Raw genomic sequence first — 12,494 nt, 5'->3', positions numbered from 1 at the left:
GTCTTGCGGGCAGGATGTCCGCGCTCCCGGGAAGACGCTCTACTTTAACACTTCGGCGAGCTTGCCGGCGGCTTTGCCGCCGCCCATGGCGAAGTCGGGTTTGCCGCCGCCTTTGCCGTCCAATTTTGCGCAGAGTTCGGCGACGAGTTTGCCGGCTTGATGACCGGCTTTGTTCGCGGCGGGGGAGCAGAAGACGACCACGGATACTTTTTCGGGGCCGAAGGCGGCGCCGAGTTTCACCACGCCTTCGCCGAGTTTGCTTAGCACTTGGCTGCCGATGCTGCGGAGGGCGTCGGGCGTCGGGGCCTCGACAACGGCGGTGACTTGCTTGAGGCCGTCGGCGAGCGCGGTGGCTTTCGCGGCGAGGTCGGCGGCGAGGCTGGCGGCGGCGCGTTGTTCGTGGAGTTTGAGTTTCTTTTCCGTCTCGGTTTTGTGCGCGAGAAGGGTGTCGAATTTGTGGAGGAGGTCTTGCGGGCCGGCTTGGATGCGGGCGCCGATTTCCTTGAGGAGCGTTTCGTGGTCGGAGGCGAGCGCGTAGGCGTGGAGGCCGGTGACGGCTTCAATGCGGCGCGTGCCGGCGGCGATGGCGCTTTCGACGGTGATTTTGAGGAGGCCGAGTTCGCCGGTGGCCGCGGTGTGCGTGCCGCCGCACAGTTCCATCGAGTAGCCGTCGAGTTTGCCGGGCGTGCCGCCGATTTGGACGACGCGGACGCGGTCGCCGTATTTGTCGCCGAAGAACTGGTTGATGTCCTTGCGGGCGGCGATGTCGGCGTGCGCGACTTCGGTGGCGCTCACGGTGGCGTTTTCGATGATGCGCTGGTTGACGAGGGTTTCGATTTGGCGGAGTTGGTCGGGTTTGACTTGCTCGAAGTGCGCGAAGTCGAAGCGGAGGTAGCCGGGGTTGACGGAGGATCCGGCCTGGCGGACATGCGCGCCGAGCACTTCGCGGAGCGCCCAGTGGAGGAGGTGCGTGGCGGTGTGGTGGCGCTGGATCGCGCGGCGGCGGACGATGTCGGGGGAAAGGCTGAAGGGCTGAAGGACTGAAGGGCTGAGCTCGGCGGCTTCGGCGGGGTTGGCGAGTTCGTGGAGGTGGCGGCCGGATTTGTCCTTGATGGTGTTGGCGATGGCGTGGGTTTTGCCGTCGATGGAGACGGTGCCGGTGTCGCCGACTTGTCCGCCCATTTCGGCGTAGAAGGGCGTGCGGTCGAAGACGAGACAGGCGCGTCCGTCGGAGACGGTGATGATTTCTACGAGGCTGGCAGTTTGCGGCTCGGGCTCGGCGTTGTATTGCGTGTGCGTGTAGTCGAAACCGGTGAAGAGCGTGGGCTCGGCGGTGGCGCCGTCGTTTTCGTTTTCGGTGACGGTGATGATTTCCCTTTTCTGCGCGGCACGGGCGCGGGCGCGCTGGGCTTCCATTTCTTTTTCGAAGCCGGCGGTGTCGACGGTGAGGCCGCGTTCGGCGGCGAGGAGTTCCGTCATGTCGAGGGGGAATCCGTAGGTGTCGTAGAGTTCGAAGGCGGCTTTGCCGGGGATTGTTTTGCCGGCGAGGTTTTCGGTGGACTGATTAAAAACGGCGATGCCGCGGTCGAGCGTTTTGCCGAAGTTTTCCTCTTCGTTGCGGATTACTTTTTCGATGAGCGTCTGCTGCTCTTTTAGTTCGGGGAAGGTGCCGCCGAGGGAGGCGACGACGGCGGGGACGAGTTTGGTGAAAAAGCCGGTGGAGAGGCCGAGGTCTTTGCGTCCGTAGAGGATGCCGCGGCGGAGGATGCGGCGGATGACGTAGTTGCGGCCTTCGTTGCTCGGCAAAATTCCGTCGGCGATGGCGCACGAGACGGTGCGGGCGTGGTCGGCAAGGACGCGGAAGGCAATGTCGGTGCGTTGTTGCGCGGTGAGGTTTTCGCGGGTGGCGGGGACGGTGCCGGTGTAGGTTTTGCCGGAGAGTTTGGCAATGGCCTCGAAGAGCGAGGTGAAGATGTCGGCGTTGTAGTTGGAGGGCTCGGGCGTAAAATCGGTGAAGGCTTTTGTGGTGGCGTAAATGCCGGCGACGCGTTCGAAGCCCATGCCGGTGTCAACGTGGCGCGCGGGGAGCGGCGAGAAGCTGCCGTCGGCGCCGGCGTTGAACTGGATGAAGACGTGGTTCCAGATTTCGATGCAGCGGGGGGAGCCGGAATTGACGAGGGCGCGGCCGGCGGCTTCGTCGTCGGAGGGGAGGAGGTTGAAGTGGATTTCGGAGCAGGGGCCGCAGGGGCCGGTGTCGCCCATCATCCAGAAGTTGTCTTTTTTGTTGCCGTTGACGATGTGGACGGCGGGGTCGAGTCCGGCGGCGCGGAAGAGGCCGGCCCAGATGTCGTGGGCTTCCTGGTCGAAGTCGGCGGGGTCGTTTTTCGATTTGTCGGGAGAGTAGACGGTGGCGAAGAGGCGCTTGGCGGGGATGCCCCAGACTTTGGTGAGCAGTTCCCAGCCCCAGGCGAGGGATTCTTTTTTGAAGTAATCGCCGAACGACCAGTTGCCGAGCATTTCGAACATGGTGTGGTGGTAGGTGTCGAAGCCGACGTCATCGAGGTCGTTGTGCTTGCCGCCGGCGCGGATGCATTTCTGGGTGTCGGTGGCGCGGGTGTCGAGCGCGGGGCGGAGGGTGTTGGGGCGGTGCGCGGCGTCGGGTTTGCGTTCGTTGAGGAAGATGGGGACGAACTGGTTCATGCCGGCGTTGGTGAAGAGCAGGCCGGGCGAGTCGGGCATGAGCGAGGAGGACGCGACGATGCTGTGCTGCTGCGAGGCAAAGTAGTCGAGGAAGGATTGGCGGATTTCGGAGGCGGTCATGTTGAAATGGAATTTATTTATTCACCACGGAGACACGGAGGGGCACGGAGATCGGAGGTGAGTTTTTTTAGAGGGAGAGGCGTTTGATGCCGTCGCGGAGGAGCGGGACGTTGAAGTTGATTAGGAGCGCGGTTTTGATGTTGGCGAGGCGCAGGTGGGTGAGCGTTTGCGCCGTGTGGATGGGCATGAGCGTCTCGACGGCTTTTAGCTCGAGGATGAGTTCGTTGTTGATGACAAAGTCGATCCGATAGGCGTCGTTTATGTCTTCGTCGCGATAGGTGATCGGGAGGATTTTTTGCCGTTCAAACGGGATGCCAAGATGGCGGAGCTCAATGGCGAGGCACGTTTCATACGCCGGTTCCAGCAAGCCCGGACCGAGGTGTTTGTGGACGGCGATCGCGGCCCCAATAACACGCCCTGCCAAATCATCCCGATCCAGACTCATATTTGAACTCCGTGCTTCTCCGTGTCTCCGTGGTGAACAAAAAACTCAGAGGTTTTTGATGATCGCGTCGGCCATTTGCCTGGTGCCGACGGACGGGCGTCCGAAGGCGATGTCGCCGGTGCGGATGCCGTCTTGCGTGACGGTTTTGCGGACGGCTGCCTCGATTTTTTGGGCGAGCGCCTCCTGTCCGAAGCTGTGGCGGAGCATGAGCGCGGCGCTGAGGACTTGGGCGCAGGGATTGGCGAGGCCTTTGCCGGCGATGTCGGGCGCGGTGCCGCCGGCGGGTTCGTAGAGGCCGAAGGGAAGTCCGAGGGAGTTTTTGCCGGTGCCGAGCGAGGCGGAGGAGAGCATGCCGAGCGAGCCGCAGATCACGGCCATCTCGTCGGAGAGGATGTCGCCAAACATGTTTTCGGTGAAGAGCACGTCGAATTGGTTCGGGTCGCGGGCGAGCTGCATCGCGGCGTTGTCCACATACATGTGCGAGAGGGCGATGTCGGGGTGGTTTTTAGCGAAGTAGTCGGTGACGGTTTTGCGCCAGAGGACGGAGGTTTCGAGGACGTTGGCCTTGTCAACGGAGCAGACTTTTTTGCCGCGCGATTTTGCGGTGGCTGCGGCGGTTTCGGCGATGCGCTCGATTTCGGAGACTTTGTAAACCATCGTGTCGCAAGCTTGGAGTTCGCCGTTGTCGAGGGTGATGGTTTGCTTGGGCTGGCCGAAGTAGATGCCGCCGGTGAGTTCGCGGATGCAGACGATGTCGATGCCGTTGGGGATGCGCTCGGACTTGAGCGGGGAGGCGTCGGCGAGTTCGGAGTAAAGCAGGCCGGGGCGGATGTTGGCGAAGAGGTTGAAGGCCTTGCGCAGAGGGAGGAGCGCGGCGCGCTCGGGCTGCTCCTTGGGAGGGAGTTTTTCCCACTTGGGACCGCCGACGCTGCCGAAAAGGATGGCGTCGGATTCGCGGCAGACTTCGAGCGTGGATTCGGGGAGTGCTTTGCCGTGGTTGTCGATGCCCGCGCCGCCGACGTCGGCGATTTTGTAGGAGAGCGCGAGGCCGGCGGGTTTCGTGGCGTGTTCGAGCACACGAAGGGCCTCGGTCATGACCTCGGGTCCGATGTAATCTCCGGGAAGAACGGCGAATTTAAGCGTGGTGTTGTTCGACATGATAAATGGAAAAGTGGAAATCGGTAGCGGTTGGGGGCGGGGTTGGAAAGCGAGAAGTGCTGGAGGGGGAAATTCCAAAATTGCGAAATGCCAACTCCAAAAAAATTTCGGCCCCAAAATTCCAAAAACGAGTCGCTGCGAAACCCGGCGGTTCGCGCTACGAAAATTGCGCGAGGAAGAGGGCGCGCAGCGGCGCTGACTTTTGGAATTTGTCTATTGGTTATTGGAATTTACCGCGGCGTCCACGCCGCGGTCTATGCCTCGTCGAACTTGCGGGCGAAGAGCTGCTCGAGCTCGACGAGCATTTGCGAGGCGTCGGCGCCGCTGGCGGTGAACTTGATCTTCGAGCCTTTGCCCGCGGCAAGCATCATGAGGCCCATGATGCTTTTGCCATTCACCTGTTCGCCGTCCTTTTCCATGAACACATCGGCCTTATATTTGTTCGTGATACGCACAATCATGGCGGCAGGACGGGCGTGAATGCCCATTTTGTTCTGCACGACGAGCTCTTTTACCAGCGGGCTGGCGGTCGCGGATGATGACGTTTCTGTATTTTCCATTAAGGTGTGTTATGTGCGGAGAGTTGCCCATGGTTGGATTGATGGCGCAGCTTGCAATCTCAAAAACATGCCACAAAGTGTGCCAACCATGTTCCCTGATGTCGCAATCATCGTCCCCTGCCGGCTCGAATCGACGCGGTTTCCGCGCAAGCTTTTGCATGAAATAAAACGCAAACCCTTGATATTGTGGGTCGCGGAACGAATCGCCAGCGAGGCTCCGGAACTGCCCCTCTTTTTTGCCGTGGACGACCCGTTGCTCGCGAAACCTCTTGAGACATCAGGATTTAAAACAATCCTGACAAGCGTGAAACACCAGAGCGGCACTGACCGCATCGCCGAGGCAAACACCACCGTGCGCGCCAAGCGCATCGTGAATGTGCAGGCCGACGAACCGCTGGTGACGGGCGCGCAGATTCGCACGCTGGCGGAGTTGATCGCCGGACCGGCGGACATGGCGACACTTGCGACGCCGTTCACGCGCGCGGCGGATTTTGCGAATCCGAACCAGGTGAAGGTCGTGGTGCGCAATGACGGGCGCGCACTGTATTTTTCACGCTCGCCGATGCCGTATGCGCGGGACCGGGCGGGACAGGTCGATGATGCGTGGGTGGCTGCGAACCCGTGTTACCGGCATCTCGGCCTCTACGCCTACAAGGCGGAATTGCTGGAACGGTTTGCGACCCTGCCTCTGAGCCGGATGGAGCAGATCGAAAAGCTGGAGCAACTGCGCGTGCTCGAAAACGGCTACGAAATCGCGGTCGGTTTCACGAAGGACGCGAGCATCGGCGTGGACACGCCGGAGGATGCGGAAAAGTTCGAGCGGGTTCTCGGCTGATTTGAGGCAGGGCGAACCGTCCCGGTGAGCCGAAACATTCCCGGCTCACCGGGACGGTTCGCCCTACCCAAAAAGCATTTTCTTGCGACAACTTACCGGTCGCAAAACTCCAGCACCGCGTGGCTCAGCCCCGATTTGTTTTTTAGCCGCGTGTATATGCAACCGTTTTCAGTCGCCAGGGTTTGCGGATGCAGGGTTTCGCCGAGCTTGGCGGGGATTTTGTATTCAACCCTGAATCTTTTAATCTCAAACGAAGGCGGCAGCAACTCGGCGGCGATGCGCGCATACTGCGCGTTGTTCATGTGGCGGTTGTAATCGATGTCGTCCCTGAGCACCTCCACCGGCGCGTGGTTTGCGGACTCCCCGGCGGGAACGGTTATTTTCCGGTCGAGGTATTCCATGCCGTATTTTGCGTCGATAACCAGCGAGTTCACAACCTCCGCAGGTATTTTGGACATGCGCCCCGTGTTGAGGTTTACGAACGCCCCAACACACCATGTGGCATAACAGGGCGCGCCGGATTCATCATATATGATCGTATTGCGATGCCCGAACGCGCCCGCGCAGCCAAACACGCCGGTTGTGATGGTCAGCTTTTCCTTGATGCGGGGGACTCGCAACACATCGACCTGGCGCGAGACGAGCAGCTGCGCGATGTTGTTGGCGCGAAAGTAATCCCTGTATGCGGGCTCGGAATCAATCCACAGTTCCGAGCAATCCTGCATCATTCGAAGCGCGGAAACAAATTTCAGCCGGCAGTCTTCACCCGTCCGGCTAGGAGTCACGGTTTCTGTAATACTAAACATGCGATGTAAAAACTCGAACTGCCTGACAGAAAACAGGCGGCCAGGGTTCCCCCGGACTTTGTCAGGTTTCGCCCGCGAGCGCCTTTTCGAAGGTGCGCAGGGCGGCGCGGATTGCGGAGAGCGTGCGCCCGAGAATCGCGGTGAAGCGCTCGGGTTCCGGCATGAGCAGCTCGGCCACGCACCAAGTGTCATCATCGAGGGTGAAAATTTTCACGACCTTGGTCGAGGCGGTGGCTTCCTGCGCGGCGGCGGTGGCCTTGGCACGCGCGGCCTCGTCCTCGAGGGGATGAAAATTGATGATCACGATGCGCAGCATCTCGCGATCCTTCTCAACAGTTTGGAGATAACAAACCTTGCCCTCGAAATGGAACATGATTTCGCCGTCGGCGTTGACCGAGGGGCGGTAACCCTCCGCGGACATGTATTCCGTGATGGTGTTGCGAAGCGATGCGAGCGATTCGGGTGTGTGATTTTTCATGGCGTGGTTTCCTTTCCGCTGCGTTCAGTTGAAGCCAGCGTCATCGTCGTCATCGTCGGCGCCGGGCAGGGGCGGCGGTTTTGACTGGCTGCGCATGTGCTCGGTGAAGGTGTTGACGGCGGCGCGGATTGCGATGAGGCAGCGCTGGAGGATGGGGGCGAAAAGCTCCTGTTCGGGCAAAAACAACTCGACGGCGCACCAGGTGTCGTTGCGCACGATAAAGACCTTGGCGACCTTGATGTCGCTGCAGGTGATGTTGGCCGCCTCGATGATGCGCGCGCGCTCCTTGGGCGATTCGATGTCCCAGAAGTTCGGCATGACGACGCGGAAAAACATCGGGTCATCCTCGCGCACCTCGATGAAGTAGCTGTTGCCCTCGTGGCGGAAACGCACGTCGCCGTCCTGGTCCAGCTCGGGGCGGTAGCCTTGTTGCTCGAGCGCGTCCATGTAGAGCTTCTGGAGTTCCTCCCTTGTGCGGCGATGTGGTGCTTGTGAAGACATGACTTAAAAAGTGTGCGTGATTGTGGTGCGTTTATTTTGGTGAAAAGGACGGGCAAATATGGGCGGTGTGCCGGCGCGCGCAAACATGATTATGGATACAACCACTGCTCCCCGCCCCAGGGCGCGTCGGTCGAGGGGCGCTCGTAGGCAAAGCGCTGGTGATGGCGGAAGGGCTTCTGCCACCAAAACTCGATGCGCAGCGGCTTCACGCGAAAGCCGGACCAGTTTGGCGGACGCGGCACCGAGCCGATTGGAAAACGCAGCAGCGTGGCGGCGACCGCTTTTTCGAGCTCCCAATAACCTTCCATCGGGCGCGATTGTTTCGAGGCCCACGCGCCGATCTGGCTGAGCCGCGCGCGCGTGGCGAAATACGCGTCGGCCTCCGCGTCGGCCACCGGCTCGACCGGTCCCTCGATTCGCACCTGCCGGTCGATTGCGTGCCAGTGAAAACAAAGCGCGGCGCGGGGATGCGCCCGCAAGTCGGCGGCCTTCGGACTGTCGAGGTTGGTGTAGAAAACAAACCCGCGCTCATCGAGCGCCTTGAGCAGCACCACGCGCACGGACGGGCGACCCTGCGCGTCGGTCGTGGCAACCGCCATGGCCGTCGGGTCGCAGGTTTTGGTCCGCGCGGCGTCGTCCTGCCATTTTTTGAAAAGCGCGATCGGATCGTTGTTGTCGGTGTCGGGCATGGTTCAAAACGAAGGCGCGGAGCTCCCAAGCGACAAGCACGAAAGATTTTTTTATAAGGAAAAATGCCGATTCCCGTGCGGGAGCGAGCCTTGCGCGCGCCGATTTTGCGCGTCCGCCGGCGGCCAAAACCTCCGGGGAAAAATCCCTACAAAAACAAGAGGTGCAGCTTCGCGTTGCGCGGGGTGCGCGCGGCGGCGAGCTCGCGAATAAAGTCGAGCAACTCCTCGTAGTCGCGCACGCGCCTGGGCGTCTTGCGGCGCTCGGGCGGCAGGAGGGCGGGACGGATGTTGGTGATGAGGAGCGTCGATTCGTCGTAGGGCGCGAGATGTCTCAAGCCGGCCATGACTTCGTTGCGCGCGAAAAGCGGCGTGGCCGACTCGAGCGACTTGGCGGCGTCCCAATGATAAAACCCGTGCTTCTCGTGCTCGTGGAAAAACTTCTCCAGCAATTGCGCGGCGGCGGCGGTGAACGCGGCGTCGTATTTGGCGGCCATCTCGGGATGCTCGGCGGTTTGCTGCTCGAGCTCGGCGAGGCTGAACGCGATGGCCGCCTTGATCTGCCCGGCCAGATAGAGGTCGCGCCCCGTGACGTGCGCGAAAAGGGAATTGATGAAATGAAGGCGGCGGAGTTCGTCGCGAGTGGACATGCGCGTCATATATGGGAGCCGCGAAACGGACTGCCAAGTCCCGGCGCAAAAACTTATTCACATTGCTTTTAAACGCATCCCTTTTGTATTTTTCGCCAATCATGCCCCTGCTGCAAATTGCCATCACCATCCCCGACTCGGCCACGCCATACATCGCCGCGTTCATCATTACGGTCACGGCGAGTTACTTTTTCTTCGTCAAAATACTTCCCGCGCTGCAAGGCCGCCCGAGCCCGATTCGCGAAGCCGGCGATGACGAGGAGGACGACGAGTATGATGATGAGGACGAGGACGACGAGGATCGCATGATTTATTACAATGATGATCCCGATGTCGCGCTACCGCCCGAACAGTATAAAAAACTCTCCCTCGGCGCGATTTACAGCGAGCAGCAAAAGGCGTGGCTGAACACACTCGACACCGGCCTCCCCAAAAAAGAAGTCCGGCGCGTTGTCGGCGAATGGTGGGGAATCGCGGGCGTTGATGATGCGGCCACCACGCTCGATTACCTGCGCGACAAGGGATTTCGCCATTATTTTCCCGTCGTGATGCGCGCCTATCGCGAACCCGCCGCGGAGCAAAAACGCATCGTCGCGGCCGCGTTTCCCGACAGCGAGGAGGACCGCGAAAAAACGCTGGCTCAAATTTCCCACCTCAACGAAACGCTTGATGAGCTCGTGGAGGACGGCGTGATCGACTCGACGGCGAGCGCGAGCATCGAGCGTTACGGAGTCGCCGGATGGGATTGCGGGCGGCTTGTGTATCTGGCGCGACTGTGCCGCGAGATGCGTTACATCAACGACGAGCAAACTTGGAATTACATTGAGGCCGCCCACCAAATTGCGGGGCAAACCTTCGGCTCGTGGAAAGAATACGCGAAGAGTTATGTGCTCGGCCGCGCGCTCTGGGGCGGCGCCGATTGCGACAACAGCGACATTGCCGAGATCGCCGATTATTTGCTCGAGGACGAGGACAGCCCGTGGGTGCAAATGCCGTGGTGACGAGGCGCGAACTATCCGCGCGCCGCCAATGACGGCTTAAGAGCCGGCGCGCCCCGCGGGCGGTGTCATGCGATTTCGGCAAACCGCGACAAGACCCGCAACAACCACCCAGCCCAGTAACACACCCGCCGCCACATCGCCGGGCCAGTGCATGCCGAGCGCAAGGCGCGTGATTTCCACGAGCAGCGCCCATGCAACCAGGGCGCAGCAACACACTCGCCCGCCCCACCCCCGCCTCCACAACAACGTCACGCCCAGCAACGCCCAAACTGCGACAAAGGCCGTGTGCCCCGAGGGAAACGAATACCCCGTTTCCGCCTCCCAATGTTCGCGCAGCGCTTCGGGCACTCGCGGGTCGGCGGCGATGTTTTCCCGCAACCATTCCGCGCGCTCACCGCGCATCATCGCGTAAAACTGCTCGCTTTTTAGTCCGTGATTTTGCGCAAGCCATTCGACATACGGACGCGGTTCCTGAAATAAATTCTTCAACACCGTCTTGACGATTTGGCCGCCGCAAACCGCCGCCGCGCACAGCAGCACAACCATGAGCGCGCCGCGCGGCCACGACGGCTTGATCAACAAGACAAACAACGCCGCCAGCGCCGCGCATGTCGCGATCGCGAAGGGAAACCCCGCGGTGTCCGTCACAATTACCGCCACGGAAACCCACGATTTGTTTTCGGGCGCCCACTGCCAGTCGGCAACCCATGCCGCCAGCGCGGGAGCAAGCAGCACGACCGTTGCGATTGCGGTCGCGAGGACGATTCGCGACAAACCGGCGGATCGATTTGCGACACCGTCACGGGCGCGTGATGAGTTGGAAGGCTGGGACACGCCGGAAACTATTGGCGGGCGCGGCGACATTTGGAAATCCTTTTAACGCGGCGCGATTTTGCACCTCGCAACACACACCGCGCCGTCTTCTCATGGCGCGCATGAACAAACCACGCCGTCCCGAACTCCTCAGCCCCGCCGGTTCGCTGAAAGCCCTGCGCTTCGCCTGCGCCTACGGAGCCGACGCCGTCTACGCGGGCCTGCCGCGCTACAGCCTGCGCGTGCGCAAAAACACCTTTCGCAACGCCGCCGCCCTCGCCGAGGGCATCGCGACCGCGCACACCGCCGGCAAACAATTCTTCCTCGCCGTCAACCTCGTCCCGCACGACCGCAAAGTGCGCACCTTCATCGACGACATGGCGCCCATCCTCGACAACGCGCAAAAACCCGACGCGCTCATCATGGCCGACCCCGGGCTCATCATGCTCGTGCGCGAACGCTGGCCCGAAATGCCCGTGCATCTCTCCGTGCAGGCAAGCACGATGAACTCCTCGAGCGTGCGCTTCTGGCAAAAGCTCGGACTGCGCCGAATCATCCTCTCGCGCGAGCTTTCGCTCGATGAAATCTCCGAAATCCGCCAGGCGTGCCCCGACATGGAGCTGGAGGTGTTTGTCCACGGCGCGCTCTGCATCGCGCATTCGGGCCGCTGTTTGTTGTCCGGTTATTTCAGCAGTCGCGATTCAAACCAAGGCGCGTGCACCAACTCCTGCCGCTGGAAATACGGGATTGCCCCGGCCCCGTCCGCGGAGGCGCGCCCGCAAGACGCCTTCACCCCCGATCCCGCCTACCATCCGCATCCGCTCGCGCAACAACCCTGGCTCATCGACGAAACCGCCCGCCGCGCCGGCGAATACATGGAAATCTTCGAGGACGAAAACGGCGCCTACATCATGAACTCGCGCGACCTCCGCGCCATTGAGCACGTGCGCCGTCTCGTCGAGATCGGCGTTGACTCGCTCAAGATCGAGGGCCGCACCAAGTCGCACTACTACGCCGCCCGCACCGCGCAACTATACAAGCGCGCCATCGACGACGCCGTCGCGGGCCGCCCCTTCGATCCCGCGCTCCTCGCCAAACTCGACGGCCTCGCAAACCGCGGCTACACGGACGGTTTTCTCGGACGCCACGAGGCGCGCGAAACGCAAAACTACGAACGCGGCGAATCACGCACCGACACGCAGGAATTCGTCGCCGAGGTGACTGCCTATGATGCGGCGACAGGCTATTCCACGCTCGACGTGAAAAACCGCTTCGCCGTCGGAGACCGCTTGGAAATCATCTCGCCCGACGGCGACCGCGACATGACGCTTGGCGCACTCGAAAACACCGAAGGCCAGCCCGTCGAAACCGCCCCCGGCAACGGCCACACGGTTCGCGCCAAACTCGGCGAAACGCTCCCGGGATTGACGCTGGTGGCGCGGTATTTGCAAACAGCGCGGGAAGCGCGTCCCCAACCCGGCCCGGCAGGCTCGTGATCTTTATTGTTTCTCCAGCAAACACAAAAACTCCCGGACGTGTTTAGGACGGCTGCCCAAGTTTCGGCTGGCGAGGAAGGTGTTATATTTTTGTTTCGAGAGATAATATTCGTTTGTGATGCGGCTGTAGTTTTCGAGATCGTTGGCGATTATCTGCCGAAGTGCCGCTTGAGGTAACGCGCCGCGATTCCTGTGCCCGAAAACAAACCGAGCGAGCGCGGTTAGTTTTGCCCGAGCCGCCTTTT

General features: G+C 61.2%; 13 protein-coding genes. 3 read left to right on the top strand and 10 right to left on the bottom strand.

Annotated elements, in window-relative coordinates; all coding sequences use genetic code 11:
- Positions 1-39: 39 nt before the first annotated feature.
- The 4 genes from alaS to M2103_RS09315 all read right to left on the bottom strand — a co-directional run bounded on the left by alaS (position 40) and on the right by M2103_RS09315 (position 4,983).
- Complete coding sequence (gene alaS, locus M2103_RS09330) at positions 40-2,820, bottom strand: alanine--tRNA ligase (protein WP_277510164.1); 2,781 nt, start codon at positions 2,818-2,820, stop codon at positions 40-42.
- A 67-nt stretch (positions 2,821-2,887) separates the two neighbouring features.
- Positions 2,888-3,265: a GxxExxY protein gene (locus tag M2103_RS09325; RefSeq protein WP_277510162.1), complete on the bottom strand. Its 378-nt coding sequence runs from the start codon at positions 3,263-3,265 to the stop codon at positions 2,888-2,890.
- 45 nt (positions 3,266-3,310) lie between these two features.
- Complete coding sequence (gene leuB / locus M2103_RS09320; protein ID WP_277510161.1) at positions 3,311-4,423, bottom strand: 3-isopropylmalate dehydrogenase; 1,113 nt, start codon at positions 4,421-4,423, stop codon at positions 3,311-3,313.
- Between the two features lie 254 nt (positions 4,424-4,677).
- Positions 4,678-4,983 carry an HPr family phosphocarrier protein gene (locus tag M2103_RS09315; RefSeq protein ID WP_277510159.1) on the bottom strand — a complete coding sequence of 102 codons (306 nt, stop codon included), beginning with the start codon at positions 4,981-4,983 and terminating at the stop codon, positions 4,678-4,680.
- A gap of 88 nt (positions 4,984-5,071) precedes the next feature.
- On the opposite strand from M2103_RS09315, the gene kdsB reads away from it, so the two are divergent.
- Positions 5,072-5,818, top strand: a complete 747-nt coding sequence (gene kdsB / locus M2103_RS09310; RefSeq protein WP_277510158.1) for a 3-deoxy-manno-octulosonate cytidylyltransferase — start codon at positions 5,072-5,074, stop codon at positions 5,816-5,818.
- A 92-nt stretch (positions 5,819-5,910) separates the two neighbouring features.
- On the opposite strand, the gene M2103_RS09305 is transcribed toward kdsB, so the two are convergent.
- The 5 genes from M2103_RS09305 to M2103_RS09285 form a co-directional block, all read right to left on the bottom strand.
- Positions 5,911-6,603 (bottom strand): acyl-ACP thioesterase domain-containing protein, encoded by a 693-nt coding sequence (locus M2103_RS09305; protein WP_277510157.1) that lies wholly within the window; start codon positions 6,601-6,603, stop codon positions 5,911-5,913.
- An 82-nt stretch (positions 6,604-6,685) separates the two neighbouring features.
- Positions 6,686-7,102, bottom strand: a complete 417-nt coding sequence (locus M2103_RS09300) for a hypothetical protein (protein WP_277510156.1) — start codon at positions 7,100-7,102, stop codon at positions 6,686-6,688.
- Between the two features lie 24 nt (positions 7,103-7,126).
- Complete coding sequence (locus M2103_RS09295; RefSeq protein ID WP_277510155.1) at positions 7,127-7,603, bottom strand: hypothetical protein; 477 nt, start codon at positions 7,601-7,603, stop codon at positions 7,127-7,129.
- Positions 7,604-7,692: 89 nt separating this feature from the next.
- Positions 7,693-8,292, bottom strand: a complete 600-nt coding sequence (gene pdxH, locus M2103_RS09290; protein ID WP_277510154.1) for a pyridoxamine 5'-phosphate oxidase — start codon at positions 8,290-8,292, stop codon at positions 7,693-7,695.
- A gap of 146 nt (positions 8,293-8,438) precedes the next feature.
- On the bottom strand, positions 8,439-8,939 hold the full coding sequence (locus M2103_RS09285; RefSeq protein WP_277510153.1) for a hypothetical protein: 501 nt from the start codon (positions 8,937-8,939) through the stop codon (positions 8,439-8,441).
- A gap of 101 nt (positions 8,940-9,040) precedes the next feature.
- Between M2103_RS09285 and M2103_RS09280 the strand changes: the two genes are divergently transcribed.
- Positions 9,041-9,940 (top strand): DUF1266 domain-containing protein, encoded by a 900-nt coding sequence (locus M2103_RS09280; protein WP_277510152.1) that lies wholly within the window; start codon positions 9,041-9,043, stop codon positions 9,938-9,940.
- Positions 9,941-9,976: 36 nt separating this feature from the next.
- Here M2103_RS09280 and M2103_RS09275 read toward each other — a convergent pair whose 3' ends face one another.
- Positions 9,977-10,774, bottom strand: coding sequence for a phosphatase PAP2 family protein (locus tag M2103_RS09275; protein WP_277510151.1), 798 nt, complete (start codon positions 10,772-10,774; stop codon positions 9,977-9,979).
- Between the two features lie 101 nt (positions 10,775-10,875).
- Between M2103_RS09275 and yegQ the strand changes: the two genes are divergently transcribed.
- A complete protein-coding gene (gene yegQ / locus M2103_RS09270) occupies positions 10,876-12,249 on the top strand; it encodes a tRNA 5-hydroxyuridine modification protein YegQ (protein WP_277510149.1) in 1,374 nt (457 codons plus the stop codon).
- Positions 12,250-12,494: the final 245 nt, after the last annotated feature.

Source organism: Ereboglobus sp. PH5-5 (genome assembly GCF_029504805.1).
Lineage (GTDB): Bacteria > Verrucomicrobiota > Verrucomicrobiia > Opitutales > Opitutaceae > Ereboglobus.
The sequence above is the reverse complement of the archived record's forward strand: the minus strand, read 5'-3'. Positions and strand labels throughout refer to the sequence as shown.